Origin of the sequence: Devosia insulae DS-56, assembly GCF_000970465.2 — a bacterium.
Lineage (GTDB): Bacteria > Pseudomonadota > Alphaproteobacteria > Rhizobiales > Devosiaceae > Devosia_A > Devosia_A insulae.
In genome coordinates, this window is the sequence record NZ_LAJE02000167.1 from 1 (window position 1) to 25,443 (window position 25,443).

Annotated in this window: 25 protein-coding genes and 1 pseudogene; 15 read left to right on the forward strand and 11 right to left on the reverse strand. The window is 64.9% G+C overall.

The window, feature by feature from the left end; genetic code table 11:
* The first annotated feature begins 246 nt into the window (after positions 1-246).
* Together VW23_RS10940 and VW23_RS10945 are read left to right on the forward strand one after the other, a co-directional pair.
* A complete protein-coding gene (locus VW23_RS10940; RefSeq protein WP_055880252.1) occupies positions 247-549 on the forward strand; it encodes an urease subunit gamma in 303 nt (100 codons plus the stop codon).
* 5 nt (positions 550-554) lie between these two features.
* Positions 555-866 (forward strand): urease subunit beta, encoded by a 312-nt coding sequence (locus tag VW23_RS10945; protein ID WP_069909605.1) that lies wholly within the window; start codon positions 555-557, stop codon positions 864-866.
* Positions 867-931: 65 nt separating this feature from the next.
* On the opposite strand, the gene VW23_RS10950 is transcribed toward VW23_RS10945, so the two are convergent.
* Both VW23_RS10950 and VW23_RS10955 read right to left on the reverse strand, forming a co-directional pair.
* Positions 932-1,246 carry a hypothetical protein gene (locus VW23_RS10950; RefSeq protein WP_069909606.1) on the reverse strand — a complete coding sequence of 105 codons (315 nt, stop codon included), beginning with the start codon at positions 1,244-1,246 and terminating at the stop codon, positions 932-934.
* A gap of 174 nt (positions 1,247-1,420) precedes the next feature.
* Complete coding sequence (locus tag VW23_RS10955) at positions 1,421-1,804, reverse strand: hypothetical protein (RefSeq protein WP_069909607.1); 384 nt, start codon at positions 1,802-1,804, stop codon at positions 1,421-1,423.
* A 130-nt stretch (positions 1,805-1,934) separates the two neighbouring features.
* Here VW23_RS10955 and VW23_RS10960 point away from each other — a divergent pair, with 130 nt between their 5' ends.
* The 11 genes and pseudogenes from VW23_RS10960 (at position 1,935) to ureG (ending at position 10,217) form a co-directional block, all read left to right on the forward strand.
* On the forward strand, positions 1,935-2,336 hold the full coding sequence (locus VW23_RS10960; RefSeq protein ID WP_069909608.1) for a hypothetical protein: 402 nt from the start codon (positions 1,935-1,937) through the stop codon (positions 2,334-2,336).
* Positions 2,337-2,449: 113 nt separating this feature from the next.
* Positions 2,450-4,159, forward strand: coding sequence for an urease subunit alpha (gene ureC, locus VW23_RS10965; RefSeq protein ID WP_069909609.1), 1,710 nt, complete (start codon positions 2,450-2,452; stop codon positions 4,157-4,159).
* Positions 4,160-4,199: 40 nt separating this feature from the next.
* Positions 4,200-4,658: pseudogene (locus VW23_RS10970) on the forward strand (DUF29 domain-containing protein).
* A gap of 81 nt (positions 4,659-4,739) precedes the next feature.
* The gene (locus VW23_RS10975; protein ID WP_069909610.1) at positions 4,740-5,588 is read left to right on the forward strand and encodes an SDR family NAD(P)-dependent oxidoreductase; all 849 of its coding nucleotides are present in this window, start codon (positions 4,740-4,742) and stop codon (positions 5,586-5,588) included.
* A 59-nt stretch (positions 5,589-5,647) separates the two neighbouring features.
* Positions 5,648-6,850, forward strand: coding sequence for an MFS transporter (locus tag VW23_RS10980; protein WP_069909651.1), 1,203 nt, complete (start codon positions 5,648-5,650; stop codon positions 6,848-6,850).
* Between the two features lie 53 nt (positions 6,851-6,903).
* Positions 6,904-7,245 (forward strand): MliC family protein, encoded by a 342-nt coding sequence (locus VW23_RS10985; RefSeq protein WP_069909611.1) that lies wholly within the window; start codon positions 6,904-6,906, stop codon positions 7,243-7,245.
* A gap of 7 nt (positions 7,246-7,252) precedes the next feature.
* Entirely contained in the window at positions 7,253-7,840 is a 588-nt protein-coding gene (locus tag VW23_RS10990; RefSeq protein ID WP_069909612.1) for a hypothetical protein, read from the forward strand.
* 52 nt (positions 7,841-7,892) lie between these two features.
* Entirely contained in the window at positions 7,893-8,366 is a 474-nt protein-coding gene (locus VW23_RS10995) for an urease accessory protein UreE (protein ID WP_069909613.1), read from the forward strand.
* On the forward strand, positions 8,363-9,163 hold the full coding sequence (locus VW23_RS11000) for an urease accessory protein UreF (RefSeq protein WP_069909614.1): 801 nt from the start codon (positions 8,363-8,365) through the stop codon (positions 9,161-9,163). The genes VW23_RS10995 and VW23_RS11000 overlap by 4 nt, the downstream gene beginning before the upstream one ends.
* Positions 9,160-9,588 (forward strand): DUF3995 domain-containing protein, encoded by a 429-nt coding sequence (locus VW23_RS11005; RefSeq protein WP_069909615.1) that lies wholly within the window; start codon positions 9,160-9,162, stop codon positions 9,586-9,588. The genes VW23_RS11000 and VW23_RS11005 overlap by 4 nt, the downstream gene beginning before the upstream one ends.
* Positions 9,585-10,217 (forward strand): urease accessory protein UreG, encoded by a 633-nt coding sequence (gene ureG, locus VW23_RS11010; protein WP_069909616.1) that lies wholly within the window; start codon positions 9,585-9,587, stop codon positions 10,215-10,217. Before VW23_RS11005 ends, ureG begins: the two co-directional genes overlap by 4 nt.
* 214 nt (positions 10,218-10,431) lie before the next feature.
* On the opposite strand, the gene VW23_RS11015 is transcribed toward ureG, so the two are convergent.
* Together VW23_RS11015 and VW23_RS11020 are read right to left on the reverse strand one after the other, a co-directional pair.
* Entirely contained in the window at positions 10,432-11,148 is a 717-nt protein-coding gene (locus VW23_RS11015; RefSeq protein ID WP_069909617.1) for a metallophosphoesterase, read from the reverse strand.
* 81 nt (positions 11,149-11,229) lie between these two features.
* Positions 11,230-11,637, reverse strand: a complete 408-nt coding sequence (locus VW23_RS11020; RefSeq protein WP_069909618.1) for a hypothetical protein — start codon at positions 11,635-11,637, stop codon at positions 11,230-11,232.
* Positions 11,638-11,713: 76 nt separating this feature from the next.
* On the opposite strand from VW23_RS11020, the gene VW23_RS11025 reads away from it, so the two are divergent.
* Together VW23_RS11025 and VW23_RS11030 are read left to right on the forward strand one after the other, a co-directional pair.
* Positions 11,714-12,073 carry a MerR family transcriptional regulator gene (locus VW23_RS11025; protein ID WP_069909652.1) on the forward strand — a complete coding sequence of 120 codons (360 nt, stop codon included), beginning with the start codon at positions 11,714-11,716 and terminating at the stop codon, positions 12,071-12,073.
* A 44-nt stretch (positions 12,074-12,117) separates the two neighbouring features.
* Positions 12,118-12,585, forward strand: coding sequence for a GNAT family N-acetyltransferase (locus VW23_RS11030; RefSeq protein ID WP_084645936.1), 468 nt, complete (start codon positions 12,118-12,120; stop codon positions 12,583-12,585).
* Between the two features lies 1 nt (position 12,586).
* On the opposite strand, the gene VW23_RS11035 is transcribed toward VW23_RS11030, so the two are convergent.
* From VW23_RS11035 to VW23_RS11065, 7 genes are all read right to left on the reverse strand, one after another.
* Complete coding sequence (locus tag VW23_RS11035) at positions 12,587-13,897, reverse strand: hemolysin family protein (protein WP_069909619.1); 1,311 nt, start codon at positions 13,895-13,897, stop codon at positions 12,587-12,589.
* Between the two features lie 72 nt (positions 13,898-13,969).
* On the reverse strand, positions 13,970-16,123 hold the full coding sequence (gene glgX / locus VW23_RS11040) for a glycogen debranching protein GlgX (RefSeq protein WP_244513504.1): 2,154 nt from the start codon (positions 16,121-16,123) through the stop codon (positions 13,970-13,972).
* 13 nt (positions 16,124-16,136) lie between these two features.
* Entirely contained in the window at positions 16,137-17,768 is a 1,632-nt protein-coding gene (locus tag VW23_RS11045) for an alpha-D-glucose phosphate-specific phosphoglucomutase (RefSeq protein WP_069909621.1), read from the reverse strand.
* On the reverse strand, positions 17,749-19,209 hold the full coding sequence (gene glgA, locus VW23_RS11050; RefSeq protein ID WP_069909654.1) for a glycogen synthase GlgA: 1,461 nt from the start codon (positions 19,207-19,209) through the stop codon (positions 17,749-17,751). Before glgA ends, VW23_RS11045 begins: the two co-directional genes overlap by 20 nt.
* A gap of 15 nt (positions 19,210-19,224) precedes the next feature.
* Positions 19,225-20,496, reverse strand: a complete 1,272-nt coding sequence (gene glgC / locus VW23_RS11055) for a glucose-1-phosphate adenylyltransferase (protein ID WP_069909622.1) — start codon at positions 20,494-20,496, stop codon at positions 19,225-19,227.
* A gap of 101 nt (positions 20,497-20,597) precedes the next feature.
* Entirely contained in the window at positions 20,598-22,790 is a 2,193-nt protein-coding gene (gene glgB / locus VW23_RS11060; protein ID WP_069909623.1) for a 1,4-alpha-glucan branching protein GlgB, read from the reverse strand.
* A 6-nt stretch (positions 22,791-22,796) separates the two neighbouring features.
* On the reverse strand, positions 22,797-25,274 hold the full coding sequence (locus tag VW23_RS11065; RefSeq protein ID WP_069909624.1) for a glycogen/starch/alpha-glucan phosphorylase: 2,478 nt from the start codon (positions 25,272-25,274) through the stop codon (positions 22,797-22,799).
* Between the last annotated feature and the right edge of the window lie 169 nt (positions 25,275-25,443).

Sequence of the window (25,443 nt, forward strand, 5' to 3'; positions counted from 1 at the left end):
TCCGTACCCTGCTCAGGATCAACGTCCTAAACGCCTTCCAGCCACCACGACGACGACCAAACTCAATGCAAGGACAGATGGAACTCAGCCTCAATCCACCATCACCCAAAAATCCCGGACAGTAGTGCGCTTTCGCGGGAAAGACACGGGGGTTGTGGCGCGAGCCCGTGCTAACACCACCGCCGTCATCCCCGCGAAAGCGGGGACCCAGTGCCCCGTGCACGACACCCCCTTAGGAACTCCCGCATGAATCTGACGCCCCGCGAGAAAGACAAGCTGCTCATCGCCATGGCTGCCATCGTGGCCCGCAAGCGCCTTGAGCGCGGCGTGAAGCTCAACCACCCCGAGGCCATCGCGCTGATCACCGACTATGTTGTCGAAGGCGCCCGCGACGGGCGCTCGGTTGCCGACCTGATGGAAGCGGGTGCCCATGTGGTCAGCCGCGCTCAGGTGATGGAAGGCATTGCCGAGATGATCCACGACGTACAGGTGGAAGCCACCTTCCCCGACGGCACCAAGCTGGTCACCGTCCACGAACCGATCCGGTGAGCCAAATGCCCCTTATTCCAGGCGAAATCTATACCGTCCCCGGCGACATCGAGCTCAACGTCGGCGCGCCGCAGGTAACCCTCGAGGTCGCCAATACCGGCGACCGGCCGATCCAGGTCGGCTCGCACTACCACTTCTACGAGACCAATGCCGGCCTCAGTTTCGAGCGCGAAAAAGCCCGCGGCATGCGGCTCGACATCGCCGCCGGCACCGCAGTGCGCTTCGAGCCGGGCCAGGCCCGCGAGGTGCGGCTGGTGCCGCTCTCGGGCAACCGCATTGTCTACGGCTTCCAGCAGAAGGTGATGGGGAAGCTCTAGCGCGGCGTATCCAGACACGAAAAGGCCGGGCATGAGCCCGGCCCTTGTTATGGAACAGGGAGTGGTTAGCCCTGAACCAGGATCGTCACGTCGGTCTCATCCTTACCGGTGATGCCCACGACATCATCAATCGTCGCACCGAAGCTCTCGAGTTGGGCGAGCAGCGCCGGGCTGCCCTGGATACGGGCCTTCAGCGAGTCCAGATCGACCTCTTCATAGCCCGGGCTCAGCGGATTGAGCTCGGCACTGGTCACGGTCTTGAAGCTGACCGTCGTCGCCGAGGTCAACGCATCCATCGCACTGCCTTCCGCTGCCATGGCGAGGCCGGCGGTCGAAAGGGTAAGGGCGGCAGCAACGGCAATAGCCTTGAGATTCAACATCTTTTATCTCCATTGGTCTTAAAAACCACACTGGAGATACGCATGAAGCGGGCAGAGGTTTCCTCCTGCCCGTTCACTCTATTTTGCACGTCCTGGACGGGAACCGCCCTCAGATCGTGCGAAACCTTACGATCAGATCGTGCGAACCCTACGATCAGAGATCGTGCGAAACGATCAGAGATCGTCGGCGTAGAGCACGCCGCCGCCGTCGCCGGCAAGATCGATCGAAACGATCTGGCCGAGGCTGACGCCGGCATTGCGGATCGCGCTCATCGCCAGCGGGTTGATCACCAGGTTCCCCTGCAGGTACCCCACGTCGCGCTGCTTGATCTCGAGCGACCGGGCCAACAGGTCCGCATTCATCTCCGCTCCGGCGAGGCTGGAGAGACGTACGACGCGCAGACCCGCCGCGCTGTCGGCCCGGCCGGCATCGTGCAGGAACTCGGTCCCGCCGATCCCCGAGATGATCTGGACGATATCCATGTTCTGCGCATGGGCAAGCTGCGGCGCAGCCATCAACAGGGTGGCGGCGAGCGAGAGGACGAATCGGGATTTCATGTGAGCCTCCAAACAGGTAGCGCCAATAGAACAGCGGGCTGTGGCAAAATCCGGACAGAGCGCCACAGAGCTTTGGCAATCGGCAGAGATTTCGGCTAGGGATGCGCCGTTTTCAATGGGCAGGACGGCGATGGCCAGCAAAGAAGAAGATTTCAAGGAGCGCTTCGTGGCCGTGCTGCAGGATCTGCGCGGCAATGGCGGCAAGGATCCCGAGGCGATGTTCCTGATCGGCAGCCTCGCGGCGCGCCTCGTCGATCGGGCCAAACAGCCGAGTTGGGCGGCCTACAAGGCCAACATGGCGCGCGAGGTCTACTCAAAGCTGCTCACCGACTTCCAGAAGCAGGGCAACGACTTCCATCGCGAAGGCAAGGCTAAGCATGCCTACGCCATCCAGGTGCTCGCCATCTCGCTGATCGCCCGCACCCAGGCCGACCCAGAAATCCGCGCCGGCGATGGCCTGCTCGACGACATGCTCGGCTTCCTCATCGCCGCCTACCGCAAGGCCCAGGCGACTGCTCCGAAGCCGAACTGACCGGACGCGCGAGATCGGCCGGACTTCACTGCCGATTTTCGCGTCAAATGGCTGGACAGCCTAACTATTAGGCGGTTCAAATGATCTCCTCCGCTTCGCCTGGAAGGACCATCATGCCCGCTCGCATCTCCCGCTCGACCTACGCCCAGATGTACGGGCCGACCACCGGCGACCGCGTACGGCTGGCCGATACGGAGCTGTTCATCGAGGTCGAAAAGGACCTCACCACCTATGGCGAAGAGGTGAAGTTCGGCGGCGGCAAGGTGATCCGCGACGGCATGGGCCAGAGCCAGGTCACCCGCGCCGCCGGCGCCGTCGATACGGTGATCACCAACGCGCTGATCATCGACCATACCGGCATCTACAAGGCCGACATCGGCCTGCGCGACGGCAGGATCCACGCTATCGGCAAGGCCGGCAACCCGGACACCCAGCCCAATGTCGACATCATCATCGGGCCATCGACCGAGGTGATCGCCTCGGAGGGCCGCATCATCACTGCCGGCGGCATGGATGCGCATATCCATTTCATCGCCCCGCAGCAGATCGAAGAAGCCCTGATGTCGGGCATCACCACGATGATCGGCGGCGGCACCGGCCCAGCGCATGGCACGCTCGCTACCACCTGCACCGGCGCCTGGCACATCCACCGGATGATCGAGAGCTTTGACGCCTTCCCGATGAACCTCGGCCTCGCCGGCAAGGGCAACGCTTCGCTGCCCGCCCCGCTCGAGGAGATGATCCTCGCCGGCGCATCGTCGCTGAAGTTGCATGAGGACTGGGGCACCACGCCCGCGACGATCGACAATTGCCTCGCCGTCGCCGACGCCTTCGACGTGCAGGTGATGATCCACACCGATACGCTGAACGAATCCGGCTTCGTCGAGGACACCGTGCGCGCCTTCAAGGGCCGCACCATCCACGCCTTCCACACCGAAGGCGCCGGCGGCGGCCATGCCCCCGATATCATCAAGGTGGCGAGCCTCCCGAACGTCCTCCCCTCCTCCACCAACCCGACCCGTCCCTACACGGTGAACACGCTGGCCGAGCATCTCGACATGCTGATGGTCTGCCATCACCTCAGCCCGGCCATCGCCGAGGACGTCGCCTTCGCCGAGAGCCGCATCCGCAAGGAAACCATCGCAGCTGAAGATATCCTCCACGATATCGGCGCCTTCTCGATGATCTCGTCCGACAGCCAGGCCATGGGCCGGGTCGGCGAAGTGATCATCCGCACCTGGCAGACCGCCGACAAGATGAAGCGCCAGCGCGGTCGCCTGCCCGAGGAAACCGGCGACAACGACAATTTCCGGGTGAAGCGCTTCATCGCCAAATACACCATCAACCCGGCCATCGCGCAGGGCCTGAGCCGCCATATCGGCTCGGTGGAAGTGGGCAAGCGGGCAGACCTGGTGATGTGGACACCGGCCTTTTTCGGGGTGAAGCCCGAAATGGTGATCATGGGCGGTTCGATCGCCGCCGCCCCGATGGGCGACCCGAATGCTTCGATCCCCACCCCGCAGCCGATGCACTACCGCCCGATGTTCGGCGCCTATGGCAAACTGAGGACCAACTCCTCAGTGACCTTCATCAGCCAGGCCGCCTACGACAACGGCCTGCAAGCCACACTCGGCGTCGCCAAGGGCATGCTGCCGGTCGAAAACACCCGGGGCGGCATCAGCAAAGCCTCGATGATCCACAATTCAGCCACCCCTGCGATCGACGTCGACCCCGAGACCTATGAAGTGCGGGCGGACGGCGAGCTGCTGACCTGCGAACCGGCAACGGTGCTGCCAATGGCGCAGCGCTACTTCCTGTTCTGAGTTGTTTGCGCGGCCAGCGACGAAGGCGCATATTGCCTCCATGAACAAGATCGATCTCAAGCGTCTGACTGGCTACGAGGACGACTTCGCGTTGTGGAGCGCGGAGCAGGCCGCGCTCATCCGCTCCGGCAAATTCGATCGCGTCGATCTGGAGAATGTCGCCGAGGAGATCGAGAGCTTGGGGCGCAGCAGCAAACACGAGATCCGTAGCCGTCTCGAGGTGCTGATGATGCACCTACTGAAATGGGAGCGGCAACCTGAGTATCGCTCGCGAAGCTAGCGTTCGACGATCCGAGACCAACGCAGAAAGATACTGCGCCTGCTCGACGAAAGCCCGAGCCTCAAGCCATTTCCGGAGCAGGTCTACGAGGAGGAGTATCCTCGGGCACGTGAACTCGCCTCCGAGGAAACCACAATCTACCTCGACCTGTTCCCCGAGACCTGCCCTTACACAATCGGGCAGGTCCTCGATCCCGATTTCTTCCCCGGCGAGCTCTAGTCGGGACGATCGTTCCTCATCGACTTATCTCCGCGCATTTGTTCATGCTATGTTCTCCAATATTGAGTCGGAGAGAACAGCATGGCGGTCGATCTCACGGGCAAGGTCTGTCTCGTCACCGGCGCAAGCCGTGGTGTCGGGCGCGGTGTGGCGCTGGGGTTGCTCGAGGCAGGGGCGACGGTGCACATCACCGGTCGGACCGCACGGAACGGCGAGCATCCCGAGGGGCTTGATCGGGCTGGATCGCTCGCCTCGGTGCTCGATGAATCCAGCAAGTACCCTGGCCGCTGCGTTGCCCACCGCGTCGACCATGCCTATGACGTCGAGACCGAGGCGGTCGTCCTTCGCGTGCTGGCCGACGAGGGCCGCCTCGATATCCTCGTCAACTCCGCCTGGCCCGGCTACGAGCGCATGGAGGAGGATAACCGCTTCACCTGGGTCGACCCGATCTGGCAGCAGCCGATGTGGCGCTGGGACGCGATGATCGGCGTCGGCGTGCGCTCCTCCTGGTGCGCCATCCGCGTTGCCAGCGAGGCGATGGCGCGGCAGCGCTCCGGGCTGATCGTCAACATCTCGTTCTGGGCGGCGCAGAAGTTCATGCAGAACGTCGTCTACGGCGTCTCCAAAGCCGCCATGGACAAGCTAGCGGCCGATGTCGCCCACCAGATGCGGGAGTTCGATGTCGCCGCCATCGCGCTCTATCCCGGCCTCGTCCGCACCGAGGAGGTGCTGAAGAACGCCCAGTATTTCGACATGTCGAATTCCGAAAGCCCGGAATTCCAGGGCCGCGCCGTCGCTCACCTCGCCGCCGACCCGGCGCTGCTGCAGAAATCCGGCCGCGTCTTCACCAGTGCCGACCTCGCCCTCGAGTATGGCTATGCCGATATCGACGGCTACCAGCCCCGCCCCAATACGCTGGAGACGGCGTAACCCCTGTCACACGACTGAAATCTGACCGTGATTGGTGGCTGGCTTCTGCCGAGCCAATGATGTCCGAATCTCCTCCACGCCTGCCGCTGGCGATCGCGGCCTTTGCCCTCACCCAGGCGATATGCTGGGGCATGACCTTCAACCTGCCGGCGATCACCGGCAGCGCCATGGCCGAGACGCTCGGCCTGTCCTACCCGGCGGTGATGGCCGGGCCGACGGTGATGCTGGTGGTGATGGCGGCTGCGGCGGTGCCGTTCCTCCGCCTGTTCGAACGCTTTGGCGCGCGCCTGGTGATGACCTCGAGCACAGCTGTCGCAGCGCTTGGCTTGGGCGTGATCGCCACCGCGACCATGACATGGAGCTATTTCGCCGGCTGGATGCTGGTCGGCCTCGCCGGCGGGGGCACGCTGACCACCGCGATGCAGATCGGCATCGCCGAATGGGCCGGTGCCCGAGCCCGGCAGGCCATCGGCGCCCTGCTGATCTTCGGTGGGCTTTCGACCACGCTGTCCTGGCCCCTGCTCGGTGCGCTGCAGGCGGCCTTCGGCTGGCGGACGGCGACGCTGGTCGGCGCCGCATTGCTGCTCGTCGTCGCCGCGCCGATCTACTGGCTGCTGCTGGCGAAGCGCCCGGGCGGAGCGACGAAGCGGGCCGCAGCCGGCCCCGTCCCGCCGCTCGACCGCATCGCCTTCGCGCTCCTCGCCTTCGCCAGCGCCGCCAACGGCATCGTCACCTGGGGCTTTTCGCTCACCATCATCACCCTGTTCGAGGGGCGCGGCCTCGAGCATGGCACGGCGGTGCTGGTCGCCTCGTTCATCGGCGTCACGGCGCTCCTGGCGCGACTGGTCGATTTCGCCGCCGGCAAACGCTGGAACAGCCTCGCCACTGGACTGCTGGCGGCCGCGGCGCTGCCGCTCAGCTTTGCCGTGCTGATCATCGGCACCGGCGCCCCGGCCGCCGTTGCCTTCGTCGCAGTCTATGGGCTTTCGAGCGGCGTCTTGGCCGTTGCCCGTTCGACCATGCCGCTCGATCTCTTTCCGCCCGCCGCCTACGCCCGCGCCTCCTCGATGCTGGCGCTGCCGCTCAACCTCAGCTTCGCCTGTGCGCCGCCGTTGTTTGCCGCGATCCTCGCCGGCCCGGGCAGCGATGTTGCCTTGTGGGTGGCGACCGGGCTGTCGCTCAGCGCACTCCTGAGCCTCGCTTTGCTGGTGCTGCGGCATCGCCGGACCTCAGCCCTTCCGGCCCCGGCGGAAGCCGACTGAAATCCGCCACAGCGAATCGGTTAGGCTCAGCCAGTTCCGAGGAGGACCAGACGATGGAAGCTCTAGCCACTGCCGCCATGATGCAGAACGTCGATGTCTCGGCACAGGTGGTGCTGAACCTCGCCGGCGATTTCGAGCGCACCACCCACCAGTATCAGTGCGAGGGGCTCGAGCCGTTCGCGGTGGATTTCATCAACGCCAAGCCGAACTTCATCGCCATCGTGCCGGTGGGTCCGGAAAAGCTGGTCTTCGTCAACGTCATGGCCGCCTCCGGCGCCAGATACGTCGCCGGCCAATACGAGTTCTGGACCAAGGGCAGCGATGCCACCTTCACCGACCTGATGGCCGATCCGCAAACCCCGCTAAGCTGCTCGGAAGTCAGCAACACCCCCTGAGGCCGCGATGGACGCAGGCACCGCCCACGATGTGTTCGTTCACGTCCGCATCGTCATGGGAACGGTCATCGGCCTTGGTCTGACGCGCCTGCTGATGGGCGCGGCGGGCCTGATCCAGCATCCGCAACGCGCCAAGCTGTCGCTCATCCACCTGCTCTGGGTGGTGTCGATGAGCGTCGAGCTCATCCTGTTCTGGTGGTGGGAATACGATCTGGCGCGCCTGCCGAGCTGGAACTTCGGCATCTTCATCTTCCTGATCGGCTATGCGGTGACGCTGTTCGCCCTCGCCGCCCTGCTGTTCCCCGACAACCTCAGTGAGTATGACGGCTACGAAGATTTCTTCATCAAGCGCCGGCACTGGTTCTTCGGCATTTTCGGGCTCACCTTCCTGCTCGATCTGACCGACACACTGATCAAGGGCGCTCCATACTTCCAGGCGATGGACCTGCTCTACATCGCGCAGATCCCCGTCGGACTGGTGCTCTCGGCCATCGCCATCTGGACGCCGAACCGGCGCTACCACCTCGCCTTCGTGGTGACGCACCTGACTTATCAGGCCTGGTCGATCGGCTTCTACTTTGAAACCCGCGGCTGACCGGCTAAGCTCAGCGGAAGGTTGGGAAGCCTCGAAGACTTGGTGTTTGACGATGCCGCAAACCTTTCGCGCGGTTGGCTATTTGCCGACAGGCGCAACCGGTACTCCCTTTGATCTCGCCATCCTGCTGCACGACGAGCGCCGCGTGCGCCGCCGCATGCTGCCCCTGGTGCACGGCGACACCGTGCTGGTCGATTTCCCCGAACCCGTCACCCTCGCCGACCGCTCGATGCTCAAGCTCGAGGACGGCCGGCTGGTCGAGATCATCGCCGGCGAGGAGCCGCTATACGACGTTCGCGGCCGCGACCCTATTCACCTGATGCGGCTCTGCTGGCACCTGGGCAACCGCCACCTCAAGACCCAGATCGAGGCCGACCGGGTGCTGATCCTCCGCGATCACGTGATCCGCGACATGCTGCGCGGCCTCGGCGCCACCGTCACCGACATCTCGGAGCCGTTCCATCCCGAGGACGGCGCCTATGCGCACAGCCATGGCGAGCCGCAGCACGCCCTGATCAACCGATGACCGATCCGGCTGCACTGCAAAAGCTCATCACCTGGCTGTCCCCCGCCTTTCCGGTGGGAGCCTTCGCCTGGTCGGCCGGACTTGAGACAGCAATTGCAGATCGTCGCGTAACCGATTCCGAACGCTTGCAGAACTGGATCGAGGGCGCACTGGCGCATGGGGGGATACGCACGGACGCGATTTTGCTGGCACATGCGTGGCGGGCGGTGTTCGAGATAGAGCCTGGGGCCTCCCCCCTCCCAACCTCCCCCACAAGGGGGGAGGTGCAGATCGAGGCTCCGGCTGCTGCCGTGCCACAAGCACCGGCAGACACCTCCCCCCTTGTGGGGGAGGCCGGGAGGGGGGAGGCCACACGCACCGCCCTCTCCGACCTCGCCGACCTCAGCTTGGCGCTGACCGCCAGCCGCGAGCGCTGGATGGAGACCACCATCACCGGCGACAACTACCGGCTCGCCGCCAAGCACTGGCCCACCGACATCCTCGCGCGCCTGCCAACACCCTGCCCCTATCCCATCGCCGTCGGCGCCCTCGCCGCCGCACACGATGTCGATCTCACTGACACCCTTCTCGCCTGGCTCACCGCCACCGTGCATGGCCAAATCTCGGTCGCCGTCCGCCTGGTGCCGCTCGGGCAGTCGGACGGCCTGCGCGTCCTTGCGGCACTCGAACCTCATGTCGCGGCACTCGCGGCTTCCGCGGCCACGGCAACCCTTGCCGACCTCGGCGCAATCGCCTACGCCGCCGATATCGCGCAGATGCGCCACGAGACGCTGGAACCGAGGATTTTCCGTTCATGAGCATGCTGATTGCCGCCCTGATCTTCGTCGTGCTGCTGGCGGTGGCGATTGCCCACTTCCTGTGGTCGATCGGCAGCCGCTGGCCGATCCGCGATCCCGAGCTGCTGGCACGTACCGTGATCGGCAAGCCCGGTGTCACCCGCGTGCCCAAGCTCGCCTCGTTCATCGTCTCGCTACTGGTGCTCGCCGCCGGCGTGCTGGCCCTGTCGCTGGCCGACCACAGCGCCGGCGGCTGGTGGCTGACGCTGGTCGGCGTGGTCCTCGCCGCCGTGTTCCTCGGCCGTGGCGCCATCGGCTACACCGAGGGCTGGCGCGCCCGCTTTCCGGTCGAGCCGTTCGCCACGCTCGACCGCAAGAACTATACGCCGCTCTGCCTGGCGCTTGGCGCCGGCTATCTCATCCTCGTCATCATGAGGCTCATATGAAATCGCTCAACGGCCCGCTCCGCGTCGGCATCGGCGGCCCCGTCGGCTCGGGCAAGACGACGCTCTGCGAAATGCTGCTCAAGGCCATGCGTGACCGCTACTCGATGGCGGTGGTCACCAACGACATTTACACCAAGGAGGACGCGCTGATCCTCAACCGGGTGCAGGCAATCTCCGAGGACCGTATCGTCGGGGTGGAAACCGGCGGCTGCCCACATACGGCTATTCGTGAAGACGCCTCGCTGAACCTCGCGGCCATCGCCGACCTCAACCGCAAATTCCCCGATCTCGACATCATCCTGATCGAGTCCGGCGGCGACAATCTGGCCGCGACGTTCTCGCCCGATCTCGCCGACATCACGCTCTACGTGATCTCGGTGGCGCAGGGCGAAAAGATCCCGCGCAAGGGCGGCCCGGCCATCACCCGCTCGGACCTCCTGATCGTCACCCACACCGACATCGCGCAATATGTGAATGCCAGCCTCGAGGTGATGGAGGCCGATACCATCAAGGTGCGCGAAGGCCGCCCCTACGTCTTCGCCGACCTGCTGCGCCGCGAGAATCTCGACCAGATCATCAGCTTCATCGAGCAGCAGGGTGGCCTGGTGTCGGCCCAGGCGGCCGAGTAGCGGCAGGATCGGCACCGGCGGTGCCAAATCGCCCCCTCGCCCCTTTGGGGAGAGGGCTGGGGTGAGGGGCGCCAAGCACACTGACATAGGCCGTTGCTCAGCCTGACAGCTATTCCATCTGGTGTGCTTGGCGCCCCTCACCCTGACCCTCTCCCCAAAGGGGGCGAGGGGACGCACTTTGCACCGGCTGTGCCATATCGCCGCCTAAAGCGCTCTACCCGCCGATCGAGATCACGTGGGTGACGAGGTTTTTGCCCTTGAGGTGATGCACCAGCAGCGCCGGCGGATCGGTCGCCGGCATCTTGCGGCCCTCGGCGGCGAGCCCACCCATCGGCGCAATCGCCGGTGCGAGGGTCGCCGGCACGCCGGCGAAGCGGGTGAACATCGTCCGGTGCAGGTGCCCGCAGCTGATGCCGAGCACGGTGTCCTTGGCCTGCTCGATCACCGCGGCCAGCCCTTCCTTGTTGCGGCAGTCGATGGTCTCGTATTGGTCCATGCCGCAGTCGAACGGATGCTGATGAAGAAAGATCAGCGCTGGCGCGCCACCCGAATTGATCTCCGCCTCGAGCCAGCCGAGCACCGGAGCGGCGTCGCCATGCGCGGCACCCGGCACGATCACGTCGAGCCCGATCAGCCTGACATCGCCAACCTGAACGACCCCGTTGAGCGGCCCCTCGCCCGGCCCGCCGAACACCTCGCGCATCGCCTCGCGGCTATCGACATTACCCGGCACCACCAGCAGCGGCGCACCGAACGCCCCGAGACGCGTCTTCAGCACAGCATAGCTAGCGGCGTGGTCGTTGTTGGCGAGATCGCCGCTGACCGCCACGGCGTCGGGCTTCAACTCGGCGACCCACTGCAGCACCCGGTCAAGCCGCTGCAGCGAGGTGACGCCGTCGAGGTGGATGTCACTGAGTTGGGCGATCAGCATACTGGGATACTCGCGAATGTTTTCGGCGCGAATTTGGCCCGTGCCTGCCATCGAGGCAAGCAGGCACAGGGCGGGCTACCATCAGGCCGGCACTGTCCGTCGTACCGGCAGGCTCTGGGCTATCCCCATGCCGATCTCCACGGCGAGAAATGGCAGCACCACCCAGCTCATGCCGCTGGCGAGGGCATGGATCTGCCAGGCGGCAAACAGCAAGCGCGCCACTGCGTCATAGCGGCCGAGGATCGGCAAGCCCAGGCGATAGCGCGCCACCGACCACACCAGGACGACGGACCCCATCAGGTTGCCCATCAGCATGGCGAGGCCCTGCGGCGCCTCGATGCTGCCAGGCAGCCCCAGCGTCGCATCGATAGCGGCGAGCAATGAGCCGAGCAGCGTGAAAGTCCACGGCGTAGCAAAAGGGGCAGTCACGATCAGGTCGTAGAGCGCGCTGGCGCGAACGATCCGCGCATAGGCCTGTGCATCCAGCATGGAAATCTCCTTTGTGCTTGGGATGCACCTGCTCTAGAGGGTGGAGTGCACTCCAGGGTCAAGGGGCGAAATGGCGATGCAGATCGGTGAACTGTCCGAACGCTCAGGGCTGAGCCGCGACGCGTTGCGCTTCTACGAGAAGCGCGGCCTCATCCGCGCCCGTCGGCGGCCCAATGGCTACCGCCACTACCCGGAAGCGACACTGTTCCTGCTCGATTACGTCCGCACGGCGCAGCGCCTCGGCTTCACTCTGGCCGAGATCGAGGCCGAACTGCCGCTGTTGCAGAGCGAGGGACTGACGGCCGAGCGGGTCGAAACCATCCTGCGTGGCAAGATCGCCGTCATCGATGCCCGCATCGGTGACCTCAAGGCCTTGCGCGACGACCTGGCCGGGCGGCTCAGTGACGTCTGCCCACTCATCGCCGCCGGGCACTAGCGATTGCCGAGGACTGCTGTAGCGATGGACGGAGCATCATTCTGGTGAGCTTGGCGACCCCGGATTTCATCGCGCTGCAGCGCGACCTCACCGCCCCGATGCCCACCTCGGCCTGGCCCGATGGCGCCCGCCTCGTCCGCTTCGACGTCGCCGACGTCAAGGCCATCCACGCCCTGCTGCAGCGCGCCTACACCAACGGCTTTGGCAGCGTCGCGCCCGATTGGCTGGATTGGTGGGAAGCGTTGCGCGCCGATAGCGAGTTCGACGCGGCGCTCTGCTTTGTCGCCAAAGCCGAAGGCGAGGTGATCGGCTTCTGCCTCTGCTGGACCTCGAGCTTCGTCAAGGACCTGGTGGTCGCGGCGGCGTGGCAAGGCCAAGGCCTTGGCGCGACGCTGCTGACGACGGCAATGACGGCGCTGCGGCAACGCGGGGCCAACGTCGTGCAGCTGAAGGTGGTGACGGCCAATGCCGGAGCGCGACGGCTCTATGAGCGAATGGGCTTCGTCGCCTGAACTAGGACGCCCGAGCGGCCGACTTCGAACTGATCTTGGTCACCAGCAACTGGTTGAGGCGCAGCTTGTCGGCGTCGACCACCTCGAACAGGTAACCACCGGCTTCCACCTTGTCACCCTTGCGGGCGGCGCGGCGGAGATTGTGGACAATGAAGCCGCCAATCGTCTCGTAGGCACCGTCATGCGGGAAGCTCTTCATGTTGAGGGCGCGCACCACATCGACCACCGGGGCGACGCCGTCGACCAGCCAGCTGCCGTCATCGCGCCTCATGATCGCCTCTTCCTCGAACGGATTGGCGAGGCCCTGCATCAGCGCGCTCATCAGGTCCTTGAAGGTGACGACGCCGACCACATGCGCATACTCGCTGACCACCACGGCGAACCCGGTGCCCTTGGCCTGGAATTCGGCCAGCACCTCCCAGACATTGAGCGTGTCCGGCACCGACAGCACGTCGCGCCGTGCCTTGGCAAAATCCACCGGCGCATCGCGGTCCATCACCGTCGCCAGCACGTCCTCGGCACGCACGCAGCCGATCACCTCATCAATGCCGCCATCGCAGATCGGGTAGTGCGAGAACGGCCGTCGGCGGACTTTCTCCTGCTGCACCTCCAGGGGGTCGCTGAGGTCGAGATAGACGATCTCATCGCGCACCGTCATCACCGAGGTGACGCTGCGCAATTCCAGCGCGAGCACGTTCTCGATCAGCCGGCGCTCCTTCTTCATCAAGGCGCCGGATTTCTCGCCGCCGGCGAGGATCATGCGGAAATCCTCGGTGGTCACCTCGTCGGCTGGCCCCGACGGTGCCAGATGCAGCCGGGCGATCAGCCAGTTCGAGATGCCGCTGAACAGCCAGACCAGCGGTCGCAATACCGCCACTGCGCCCTCCGGAAACCACACCAGCGCCAGCGCCACCTGCTCGGGGATCAGCATGCCGATGCGCTTGGGGATCAGGTCGGCGAACAGGATGAACAGCGTCGTGGTTAGGCAGAAGGCGAGGATCGAACCGATCGGTCCGGCAAAGCTCCCTGCCCCGGCGCCGGCCAAGGCATCGGCGAACATTGGACCGACCAGCCCGTCGCCGATCACACCGGCAAGGATCGAGATCGAGTTGATGGCGATCTGGAACGCCGTGATGATGTTGCCCGCATCGGCGCGCAGCGCGGTGAAGCGGATGGCCCTGACGTCACCGCCCTCGGCCAGCGCCCGAATCCGCACCTCGCGCGCCGCGGCGAACGCAATCTCCGACATCGAGATGATGGAGCTGGCGCCCACCAGCAGTGCCAGGAGGATAAGCCCGAGCAGCGGTGACATGCGGAACCTCGTGCAACATGCTGGAACGAGCCATCAATGTCACATCGGCGGCCCGCGGCCAAACCGCCACCGCTACTCTTTCGGCGTTTCCTCGGGTGGCTTGTCGTTCGGTAGCTCCTCCGGCGGCACGCCCGGCACATTGTCGGGCTGCGGCGGCGGCTGCGGGGTTTCCGGCTGTACCGGGATCTCCTGCGGCGGCACCGGGACCTCGGGCTTCGACGGCGGAATCTGTCCCTTGAGCAGCACCACCACCGAGCGCGGCGGCAGGGTTGCGGCGCGGTCGGCGACCGTCAGCACGGCCTGGTCGTCGGAGACGAGGCCGACGGTCCAATAACCCTCGGGCAGCCGCGCCAGCACCGGGTCGATCCGGCGGTTGAACCAGACGATCAAATCCTCTTCGGCAGTCTGCAGCCGCATACCGAGCACCGAGGCGCCGGCATCGTTCCAGTCGCCCTCGTTCATCTCACGGCCATCCGGATGCAGCCAGGCCACATCGCGCACGCCATGCTTGGTCTGCCCAGAGAGGAAATGGTCATGCGTCAGCGCCGGATGCATCCGCCGGAACTCGGCGAGCGCCGAGACGAAATCCACCAGCGTGCCGTCGGCATTCTCCCAGTCGACCCAGGTGATCTCGTTGTCCTGGGCATAGGCATTATTATTGCCGCGCTGGGTACGGCCGAACTCGTCGCCCTGCTGGATCAGCGGCAGACCACGGCTCAGGAGCAGCGTCGCCAACAGCGCCCGCACGTCGCGGCGACGCGCGGCATTGATCTTCTCGTCATCGGTCGGCCCTTCGACGCCGCAATTCCACGAGTGGTTGTTGTTGTGCCCATCGCGGTTGCCCTCGCCATTCGCCTCGTTGTGCTTGTCGAGATAGGAGACGAGATCGGCGAGCGTAAAGCCGTCATGCACCGCTAGCATGTTGACGCCGGCGCTGGGCTTGCGGCCGGCAAAATCGAAGATCTCGGCCGAGCCGGCGACCTTGCCGGCGAGCGCCCCGATCTTGCCCTGGTCGCCGCGCCAGAACGAGCGCACGTCATCGCGATAGGTATCGTTCCACTCGCGGAATTCCTTGCCGAACTGGCCGAGCTGATAGCCGCCCGGACCCGGATCCCAGGGCTCGGCCACGAGGATGGACTTGCCGAGCACCGGATCGGACTTGATCATTTGCAGCATCTTCGCGTTCGGGTTGAACCCAGGCTCGCGTCCGAGGATCGGGGCGAGGTCGAAGCGGAAGCCGGAAACGCCCATCTCCTCGACCCAGTAGCGGAGGCTCTCAATCACCAGCCGCTGCGTCGCCGGATGGTCGGCGCGCAGCGTATTGCCGGTACCGGCATCGTTCACCAGGTGCTGTTTGCCGTCGACTTCGACGAAGCGGTAGTAGGTCTTGGCGTCGAGCCCCATCAGGCTCAGCATCGGCCCGTTGGCGTCGCCCTCGCCGGTATGGTTGTAGACCACGTCGAGGATCACCGAGATGCCCGCCTTGCGGTAGACATCGGTCATATTGCGCAATTCCTGGGGCCCACGCGGCGCCAGCCGCGGATCGACCGCGAAATAGCTGACCGGGTTGTAGCCCCAGGCGTTGGTGAGCCCCATCGCCGGCAGGTGGCCATCGTCGATGAAGGCGGCGATCGGCATCAGCTCGACCGTGTCGACCCCGAGATAGCGCAGGTGATCCACTACCCGCTTGGTGGTGAGGCCCGCCAGCGTGCCGCGCAGCGGCCCCTGCACCGAGGGGTGGCGCATGGTGTAGCCGCGCACGTTGAGTTCATAGAACAGGCCCGGCGTCTTGCGGCGCGGCACGGCGTTCTTGTTGTCGGCCGCCAGCACGATCGCCTTGGGGATCAGCGGCGCCGTATCCACTGCCTCTTCGCGATTGAGCCGCAGCCGTGGCGAGCGCACGAAGGGGCGGTCCAGCCGCCGCGCATAAGGGTCGACCAGCAGTTTATGCGGGTCGAAGAAATAGCCCTGGTCGGGATCGTAGCGGCCATCGGCGCGCAGCCCGTATTTGGCCCCCGCCCCGATATTGCCGATCAGCCCGAACCAGACGTGGTCCTCATGCCCGTCGAGCGCGATGCGCGCCGCTTCCTGGTCGAGCTCGTCGTAGAGCGATACCCAGATCACCGTCGCCGTCTCCGAATAGACGGCGAAGTTCACACCCTCGGCGGTGAGGGTCGCGCCAAGCTTCTCCGGGCTGCCAGCGCCCGGCACCAACACTGGTTTCACGGTTACCGGGCCTTCAAGTGATAACGCTGGGCGCGTCGCGGCCGGTGCGGGCCTTGATGCCAGCAACGCTGTCGGCGATGGAAATGAGCGGCGAAAGTGCCGACTGGGTATCGAGATCGTGCTGTCCATGCGGGGGCTCATACCTTTCAAGGTACAAGCGCAACGTGGCGCCGACCGTCCCGGTTCCACTGAGCCGGACGACGATCCGGCTGCCGTCGACGAAGCCGATCCGCACCCCCTGCTTGCCGCTGGTCGAGCCATCCACCGGGTCGTGATAGGTGAAGTCGTCGGCATAGGCCACGGGACGTCCCTCGAGCGACTGTCCGACGAGGCTCGGAAGCTTGGCGCGAAGGTCGTCCATCAGGGCGTTGGCCGGCGCCGCCTCCACCTCTTCGTAGTCGTGCCGGGTATAGTAGTTGCGGCCATAGGTGGCCCAGTGATCCTGGACGATCATATCGACGCTCTGCTGGCGAGCCGCCAGCACGTTGAGCCAGAGCAGCACGGCCCACAGCCCATCCTTCTCGCGCACGTGGTTCGAGCCCGTGCCGGCCGATTCCTCGCCGCAGATGGTAACGCGGCCGGCATCGAGCAGGTTGCCGAAGAACTTCCAGCCGGTCGGCGTCTCGTGCATTTCGATGCCGAGCTTTTCAGCGACACGATCGGCCGCCGCGCTGGTCGGCATCGAGCGGGCAATGCCGGCAATCCCGGCGGCATAGCCCGGCGCGTGCGGGGCATTGGCGGCGAGAATGGCAAGCGAATCCGACGGCGTGACGAAACGGTTGCGGCCGATGATCAGATTGCGGTCGCCGTCGCCATCCGAAGCCGCGCCGAAATCCGGCGCGTTCTCGCTCATCATCAGGTCGTAGAGGTCCTTGGCGTAGACGAGGTTGGGGTCGGGATGCCCGCCGCCGAAATCCGGCGACGGCGTGCCGTTGACCACGGTGCCCTGGGGCGCCCCGAGGATGCCCTCAAGGATCTTGTGCGCATAAGGCCCGGTGACCGCATGCATGGCGTCGAACCGCATGGTGAAGCCGGCGGCGAACATGGCGCGGATCTTGTCGAAATCGAACAGCGTCTCCATCAGCGCCGCATAGTCGGCGACCGGATCGATCACCTCGACCACCATGCCAGCCGAGTGCTGCGTGCCGATACGGCTCAGGTCGACGTCCGGCGCGTCGACGATCAGGTAGCGGTCGATCTCCTTCGAGCGCGCAAACACCGCGTCGGTGATCTTTTCCGGCGCCGGCCCACCATTCGAGACGTTGTACTTGATGCCGAAATCGCCGTCCGGCCCGCCCGGATTGTGGCTGGCCGACAGGATCAGCCCGCCGAACGCCTTGTGGTGGCGGATGACGTGGCTGGCAGCCGGGGTCGACAGGATTCCGCCCTGCCCCACCAGCACCGCGCCGAAGCCGTTGGCCGAGGCGATCTTGATGATCTTCTGGATAGCGACGTCGTTGTAGAAGCGGCCGTCGCCGCCCAGCACCAGCGTCTTGCCCTTGATCCCTTCGAGGCAATCGAAGATCGACTGTACGAAGTTCTCGACATAGTTGGGCTGGCTGAAGACGGTCACGCGCTTGCGGAGCCCGGAGGTGCCGGGCTTCTGGTCCGCGAACGGTTTCGTCTCAATCGTCAGAATCGTCATCGAGTTTGTGCCCCAGGAGTGACGCGTAGAGGTCGGCGTATTTTTCGGCGCTGAGTTCCCAGGAGACGTCCGACTTCATCCCCCGGCGCTGCATTTTGTGCCACACCTTCGGGCGCGCGTAGAGCGCGATGGTCCGGCGGATGGCTTCGCCAAACGCCTCCTCGGTGGCCGGCGAGAATACTACCCCGGTCGCCACCCCGGCCTCAACCGCTGCCTCGTTGGCATCGATTACCGTATCGGCGAGCCCGCCTACCCGGCTCACCACCGGAATGCAGCCATAGCGCAGACCATAGAGCTGCGTCAGCCCGCAGGGTTCAAACCGCGACGGAATGAGGATCGCGTCGGCGCCACCCTGGATCAGGTGGCTGAGCTTTTCGTCATAGCCGATCACCACCCCGACCTTGCCGGGGTGCCGTAGCGCCGCGCCGGCCAAGCCGTTCTCGATTGCCGCATCGCCCGAGCCGAGGACGATCAGCCTCCCACCATGCGCCACGAGGCTGTCAACCTCGCCCGGCAGCATGTCGAGGCCCTTCTGCCAGGTCAGCCGGCTGACCACCGAGAAGATCGGCCCGTCGCCCTGTTCCAGCCCGAACCGCTCCTCCAGCGCCCGCTTGTTGGTGGCCCGCTCGAAAATGTTGCTCGGGTTGTAGACCTGCGCCAGCGCCGTGTCGGTCCCCGGGTTCCATTCACTGGCGTCGATGCCGTTGAGGATCCCGGTGACGGTATCCGCCCGGCTCTGCAGCAGCCCTTCGAGGCCCATACCATAGGCGGCGGTCCGCATCTCATGCGCATAGGTCGGGCTCACAGTGGTCACGGCATCGGCCACCTGCAGCCCGGCCTTGAGGTAGCCGATATTGCCAAAGTACTCGATCGCCCCGCTATTGGCGGCCTGGTAGTCGAGCCTCAGCCCGTTGAACACCTCCCAGCCGAACACCCCCTGGAAGGCGATGTTGTGGACGGTCATCACCGTTTTCACCCGGCTCGGCGCGTTGAACGCCACATAGGCCGGCGCCAGCCCCGACTGCCAGTCGTGGCAGTGGAGGATATCCGGCTTGTAACCCTCGATGGCGCCGCGCGACAGCTCGTAGGCAGTAAAGCTCAGCGCCGCGAAGCGCTGCCAGTTATCCGACCAATCCTTACCGTCAGCGCCGACATAGGGGTTGCCCGGCCGATCGTAGAGATGCGGCGCGTCGATAGCGATCACATCGAGTCCATTCGCCCGCCCGGCCACCAGTCGAGCCGTACCGCCGAAGAAATCCTCCAGCCAGAGCACCTGGCGCCCATCCGCCAGCCCGGCCATTACCTTGGGATAGCCCGGCAGCAGCACCCGCATGGAGACGCCATGCGGCGCCAATGCCGCCGGCAGCGCGCCAACGACATCCGCCAGGCCCCCCGTCTTGATCAACGGGTAGGCCTCCGAGGCGACGGACAGGACTTCGATCATCTGCTCCGCCAGTTATTTGCTCGCCAGGTACTTATCGATCATCGGCTGGGTGACCAGCGTCACCCCCTCGGCTGTGCGACGGAACCACTGCGCGTCGAACACCGGATCCTCGCCGACGACGAGGCCCTCGGGCACATGCACGCCACGATCCACCACCACCTTCTTCAGCCGTGCACCGCGTCCGATGGTGCAGTAGGGCAGCACCACCGCCTCGTGCAGTTCGGAATAGGAGTGCACCCGGCTGCCGGTCGAGAGCAGCGTGCGGTCGAGCGCGCCGCCCGAAATGATGCAATCGCCCGACACCAGCGAGTTCACCGCCGAGCCGCGCCGGCCGTCGAAATCGTGGACAAACTTGGCCGGCGGGGTGATCTCGGCAAAGGTCCAGATCGGCCAGTCGCGATCGTAGAGATCAAGCTGCGGGGTCACGTCGCAGAGGTCGATATTGGCCTTCCAGTAGGCATCGACCGTGCCGACATCGCGCCAATAGGCCACATCCTCGTTGGCCGAGCGGACGCAGGAGCGCGGGAAGCGATGCGCCCAGGCCGAGCCGTTCTTGACGATATAGGGGATGATGTCCTTGCCGAAGTCGCGCGATGAGCCCTCGGTGGCGGCGTCGCGGCGCAACTGCTCCATCAGGAAGCGCGTCTCGAACACGTAGATGCCCATCGAGGCCAGCGCATAGTCCGGCTTGTCTGGAATACCCGGCGGATCCTTGGGCTTTTCGACGAAATCGACGATGCGATCGCGCCCGTCGACATGCATCACGCCGAAGCCGGTGGCTTCCATGCGCGGCACCTCGAGGCAGCCGATGGTGACGTCGGCCCCGGTGTCCACATGCTGCCGCAGCATGATTTCGTAGTCCATCTTGTAGATGTGGTCGCCGGCCAACAGCACGATGTAGCGCGGGCCGTAATCCTCGATGATGTCCATGTTCTGGTACACGGCATCGGCAGTGCCTTCGTACCATTGCGTCTCGGAGACGCGCTGCGATGCCGGCAGCACGTCGAAACTCTCGTTTCGTTCGGTGCGGAGGAAGTTCCAGCCGCGCTGCAGATGGCGGATCAGCGAATGCGCCTGGTACTGCGTCGCCACCGAAATGCGTCGGATGCCGGAGTTCAGTGCGTTACTGAGCGCGAAATCAATGATGCGGGACTTGCCGCCAAAATACACTGCCGGCTTGGCGCGCCGGTCGGTCAATTCGAACAGGCGGGTCCCTCGTCCCCCCGCCAGCACATATGCCATCGCCTCACGCGCCAGCGGCGATGGTGTCCGGTAGTCTGCCATGCTTCCCTCCCCTTGGGGCGTGATCAGCTGTTCCGATCACGCGACACACACAAAGCACTCCTACGCCCCGTTTATGCGGGATCGTATTCAGTCAGCCCCGCCTAGGCGGGGTCATACTTCAGGTAAAGCGTCGACATCGGCGGCAGGTACAGGTCGGCGTACGGTCCGAGCCCTTCCACTTCGCTCGCCTTGGCCAGCACCCGGCCCTGGTTCCCCTTATTGGTTCCGCCGTAAAAACCGGCGTCGGTGTTCAGTCGTTCCACCCAGCGTCCGGCCAGCGGCATCGGCACCCGGTAGTTCTCGCGCGGCGTCGGCGTCATATTCGAGATCACCACCACCGGATGCTCGCCCGGCGCCTTGCGGGTCCAGGCGAACACCGAGTTGTTCTGGTCATTGCCGATCAGCCACTCAAAGCCCTCCGGCTCGTTGTCGCGGGCATAGAGTGACGGCAGCTCGCGATAGAGCGCGTTGAGGTCGGTGATCAGCCGGCGGATGCCCTCATGTGCGGGTGCTTCGAGCAGCCACCAGTCGAGCCCCTTGGCCTCGTTCCATTCCTCGCGCTGCGCGTATTCCTGGCCCATGAACAACAGCTTCTTGCCCGGCCAGCCCCACATGAAGCCGTAATAAGCACGCAGGCCCGCAAACTGGCCCCAGTCATCGCCGCCCATCTTACTGAGCAGCGAGCCCTTGCCATGCACCACCTCGTCATGGCTCAGCGGCAGGATGAAGTTCTCGGCGTACCCATAGAGCGCCGCGAAGGTCATGTCGTTGTGGTGGTACTTCCGGTGCACCGGGTTGCGGCTCATGTAGCGCAGGGTGTCGTTCATGAACCCCATGTTCCACTTGAAGCCGAAGCCCAGCCCGCCCTTGTCGACCGGGGCGCTGACGCCGCTCCACGAGGTCGATTCCTCGGCGATCATCATCACCCCAGGGTGCAGCCGGTAGGCCTCCTGGTTGACGCGCTTCAGGAACTCGACCGCCTCGAGATTGTGGTTGCCGCCGAACTGGTTGGGGATCCACTGCCCGGCCTGGCGCGAGTAATCGAGGTAGAGCATCGAAGCCACGGCATCGACGCGCAAACCGTCGAGGTGGAACGCCTCGAGCCAGTAGAGCGCGTTGTTGACGAGGAAGCTCACCACTTCCTTGCGCCCGAAATTGTAGATCGCGGTGTTCCAGTCCGGATGGTACCCCTGCCGCGGATCCGAGTGCTCGTAGAGCGCCGTGCCGTCGAAACGGGCGAGCCCATGTTCGTCGGTGGGGAAGTGTGCCGGCACCCAGTCGAGGATCACTCCGAGCCCCGTGGCATGCGCCTTGTCGACGAAATGCGCAAAGCCCTTGGGGTCGCCGAAGCGCGCCGTCGGCGCATAGAGCCCGGTCGGCTGGTAGCCCCAGCTCGGATCGAACGGATGCTCGGTGATCGGCATCAGTTCGATATGGGTGAAGCCGCTATCGGCGGCATAGGGGATCAACTGCTCGGCCAGTTGCTCATAGCTCATGAACGAGCCGTCGGCGCGCCGCCGCCAGGAGCCGAGGTGCACCTCGTAGATCGACACGGGCCTGCGCCGCCAGTCGAGCTTGGCGCGCTCTTTCATGTACTTGGCGTCAGTCCATTCGAACGGCTTGGGGTCGGCAATCATCGAGGCGGTTTTCGGCCGCAGTTCCGATTGCCGCGCAAATGGGTCGGCCTTCAGCGGCCTGAGCTTGCCGTCCGGCCCGACGATCTCGAACTTGTAGACCTCGCCCGGCCCGACATTGGGCACGAACACTTCCCAGACGCCGGTATTGATCCGCACCCGCATCGGGTGCCGTCGGCCATCCCAGTCGTTGAACGGCCCGACCACGCTGACGCGTTTGGCGTTGGGCGCCCACACCGCAAAATGCGTGCCGTTGACGCCCTCGAACTCCATCGCATGGGCGCCGAGCTTGTCGAACAGCCTCAGGTGCGAGCCTTCGCCGATATAGTAATCGTCCATCGGCCCGAGCACCGGCCCGAAGCTGTAGGGGTCAAGGACGTTCCACTCACCGCCGTCATTGCGGGCGTGGTAGTTCACCGGCTGCAGTTTCGTAAGCTTGACTATGCCCTCGAAGAAGCCGTCGCCGCGTGGCTCCAGCTCCCCGAGGATACGGTTGTCCATGGTGCGGGCGGACACCGATTCCGCGTGCGGGATGAAGGTGCGCGCCACCCAGGCACCATCGACCTCATGCAGGCCGAGAATACCGAATGGATCGGAATGACGGCCGGCGACGATCGAACGGACGTCGCTGTCAGCTGCCTGCCACTTGGACTTGGTCAAACCCCACTACCCCCCGACAACCGGGACACCCCAGATTTCCTTGGCGTACTGCGAAATCGTACGATCCGAGGAAAACCAGCTGACATGAGCAGTGTTCCGGATAGCCATCGAATACCATTTGCGAGGCTTGTTCCAGAGCTCATCGATATCCCGCTGCGCCGCCGCGTAGGCGTCGAAATCGCGCGCCACCATGAACCAGTCGTGGTCGTAGAGCCCGCCGATCAGGTCGCGGTAACGGTTCGGGTCGTCGGGCGAGAACACTCCCGACGAAATCGCCTCCAGCGCCTGGCGCAGGGCCGGCGAGGCGTCGATGGCGCTGCGCGGCACTTCGCTGCGGTTCCGCTTCTCGGCCACCTTGTCGGCGGTGAGCCCGAAGATCACCATGTTGTCCGGCCCGACCTGCTCCAGCATCTCGACATTGGCGCCGTCGAGCGTGCCGATGGTGATGGCGCCGTTGGCCATGAACTTCATGTTGCCGGTGCCCGACGCTTCCATGCCGGCCGTCGAGATCTGCTCACTGAGATCGGCCGCCGGGATGATCTGCTCGGCGAGGCTGACATTGTAGTTGGGCAGGAACACTACCTTTAGCAGCCCACGCACCGCCGGATCGTTGTTCACCACCTTGGCGACGTCGTTGATCAGCTTGATGATCAGCTTGGCGTTCCAGTAGCCCGGCGCCGCTTTGCCGGCGAACACCTTTACCCGCGGCACCCAGTCCTTCTCCGGGTGCGAACGGATCATCGAGTATTGCGCTACCGCCTCGATGACGTTGAGCAGCTGCCGCTTATATTCGTGGATGCGCTTGACCTGCACGTCGAACATGGCATCGGGCGACACCACGATCCCCAGCCGGTCCTTGATCACCTGCGCCAGGGCTACCTTGTTGGCGCGCTTCACTGCCTTGAACTGATCCTGGAAAGTCGGATCGTCCGCATGCTTGTCGAGCTGCGCGAGCAGCGAGAAGTCGTCCTGGAAGTCCGGCCCGATCCGCTCGCTGATCAGCCGCGTCAGGCCCGGGTTGCACTGCAACAGCCAACGCCGCGGCGTCACCCCGTTGGTCTTGTTGTTGATCCGCTCCGGATAGAGCCGGTCGAGATCGGAGAACAGCGTCTTCTTCAGCAGCTCCGAATGCAGCGCCGACACGCCATTGATCGAGTGCGAGCCGACAAAGGCCAGCTGCCCCATGCGGACGCGGCGGCTGCCATGCTCGTCGATCAGCGACAGGTTGGCGATCTGGCTGTCGGTGAAGCCGCCCATCTTGCGCGCTTCGCCGAGCACTTCGGCATTGATGGCGTAGATGATCTGCATCTGGCGCGGCAGCATCCGCTCGAGCAGGCCAACCGGCCAGGTCTCCAGTGCTTCGGGCAAGAGCGTATGGTTGGTGTAGCCGAACGTCGCCTTGGTCAGCTTCCAAGCCGGCGCCCAGGCCATGCCGTGGATATCGATCAGGATGCGCATCAGCTCGGCGATCGAGATCGCCGGGTGCGTGTCGTTGAGCTGGATCGCCACCTTATCCGAGAGCGAGCCGAGATCGCCGTAGGCCTGCATGTGGCGGCGGACGATGTCCTGCAGCGAGGCCGAGGAGAAGAAGAACTCCTGCCTCAGCCGCAGCTCCTGCCCTGAGGGCGTCGAGTCCGCCGGGTAGAGCACCCGCGTCACTGCCGCCGCACGCGAGCTTTCCTCGAGCGCGCCGATGTGATCGCCGGCATTGAACTTGTCGAGCAGGATCGGATCGATCGGCTGCGCCGACCAGAGCCTCAGCGTATTCACCCGCTTGCCGCGCCAGCCGACGATCGGCGTGTCGAACGCCACCGCGAGCAGGTGCTCGGCCGGCCGCCATTCGAGCCGGGTCGTACCATCCGGCTCCTGCACCGGCTCGACATGCCCGCCAAAACCGATCTCGTAGCTCGACTCGCGCCGCTCGAACTCCCAGGGGTTGCCGTGCGCCAGCCAGTCCTCGGGCAGTTCGACCTGCCAGCCCTCGCTCATTTCCTGCCGGAACAGCCCGTGTACATAGCGGATGCCATAGCCATAGGCCGGGATGTTGACCGTCGCCATCGACTCCATGAAGCAGGCGGCGAGGCGGCCGAGGCCGCCATTGCCCAGCGCCGCATCCGGCTCGAGGTTGATCAGGTCGCCGAGATCGACGTTGAAGTTCTTCAGCGCGGCGCGCACCGGCTCCATTACCCCGATATTGCTCATCGCGTCGCGCATCAGGCGGCCGATGAGGAACTCGAGGCTGAGGTAGTAGACCCGCTTGTTGGAGGTCCGCCAGGTCTCTCGGCTCGACTCCATCCACTGGTCGATGATCCGGTCGCGGACCGTCAGGATCGTCGCCTTCAGCCAGTCGTGTGGCCGCGCGACGATCGGGTCCTTACCGACCGAATAGGTGAGTTTTTCAAGGATCTCCGATTGCAGCGCTTCAGTGGTAAGCGCGCGCCGTTCCGGGACCGGGGCATCCAATACGAGGGGCTTTTGCGGCATTGTCGCAATCCAGCATCATGGCGATGTATTCCCCTCTAGAGCACCACCTTTGCACTGAATCGCACGCCTGGGAAGGCCTGTTGAGAACGCTTCTAAGGCAGGCTGCCTAAACCGTAGACGATTGTTGCTCGTTGCCGGTTCGTGTGCAGTGCCATCTCCCCCACTCCGG

Coding starts and splice junctions, on each gene's coding strand:
- VW23_RS11065 (WP_069909624.1), bottom strand. CDS start 25,274: ATGCCGCAAAAGCCCCTCGTATTGGATGCCCCGGTCCCGGAACGGCGC.
- VW23_RS10990 (WP_069909612.1), top strand. CDS start 7,253: ATGGACGCAGGCACCGCCCACGATGTGTTCGTTCACGTCCGCATCGTC.
- VW23_RS11015 (WP_069909617.1), bottom strand. CDS start 11,148: ATGCTGATCGCCCAACTCAGTGACATCCACCTCGACGGCGTCACCTCG.
- VW23_RS10960 (WP_069909608.1), top strand. CDS start 1,935: ATGGCCAGCAAAGAAGAAGATTTCAAGGAGCGCTTCGTGGCCGTGCTG.
- VW23_RS11025 (WP_069909652.1), top strand. CDS start 11,714: ATGCAGATCGGTGAACTGTCCGAACGCTCAGGGCTGAGCCGCGACGCG.
- VW23_RS11005 (WP_069909615.1), top strand. CDS start 9,160: ATGAGCATGCTGATTGCCGCCCTGATCTTCGTCGTGCTGCTGGCGGTG.
- VW23_RS11045 (WP_069909621.1), bottom strand. CDS start 17,768: ATGACGATTCTGACGATTGAGACGAAACCGTTCGCGGACCAGAAGCCC.
- ureG (WP_069909616.1), top strand. CDS start 9,585: ATGAAATCGCTCAACGGCCCGCTCCGCGTCGGCATCGGCGGCCCCGTC.
- VW23_RS10940 (WP_055880252.1), top strand. CDS start 247: ATGAATCTGACGCCCCGCGAGAAAGACAAGCTGCTCATCGCCATGGCT.
- VW23_RS10980 (WP_069909651.1), top strand. CDS start 5,648: ATGTCCGAATCTCCTCCACGCCTGCCGCTGGCGATCGCGGCCTTTGCC.
- VW23_RS10985 (WP_069909611.1), top strand. CDS start 6,904: ATGGAAGCTCTAGCCACTGCCGCCATGATGCAGAACGTCGATGTCTCG.
- VW23_RS10955 (WP_069909607.1), bottom strand. CDS start 1,804: ATGAAATCCCGATTCGTCCTCTCGCTCGCCGCCACCCTGTTGATGGCT.
- VW23_RS10950 (WP_069909606.1), bottom strand. CDS start 1,246: ATGTTGAATCTCAAGGCTATTGCCGTTGCTGCCGCCCTTACCCTTTCG.
- VW23_RS10995 (WP_069909613.1), top strand. CDS start 7,893: ATGCCGCAAACCTTTCGCGCGGTTGGCTATTTGCCGACAGGCGCAACC.
- glgC (WP_069909622.1), bottom strand. CDS start 20,496: ATGGCAGACTACCGGACACCATCGCCGCTGGCGCGTGAGGCGATGGCA.
- VW23_RS11000 (WP_069909614.1), top strand. CDS start 8,363: ATGACCGATCCGGCTGCACTGCAAAAGCTCATCACCTGGCTGTCCCCC.
- VW23_RS10945 (WP_069909605.1), top strand. CDS start 555: ATGCCCCTTATTCCAGGCGAAATCTATACCGTCCCCGGCGACATCGAG.
- VW23_RS10975 (WP_069909610.1), top strand. CDS start 4,740: ATGGCGGTCGATCTCACGGGCAAGGTCTGTCTCGTCACCGGCGCAAGC.
- VW23_RS11035 (WP_069909619.1), bottom strand. CDS start 13,897: ATGTCACCGCTGCTCGGGCTTATCCTCCTGGCACTGCTGGTGGGCGCC.
- ureC (WP_069909609.1), top strand. CDS start 2,450: ATGCCCGCTCGCATCTCCCGCTCGACCTACGCCCAGATGTACGGGCCG.
- VW23_RS11020 (WP_069909618.1), bottom strand. CDS start 11,637: ATGCTGGATGCACAGGCCTATGCGCGGATCGTTCGCGCCAGCGCGCTC.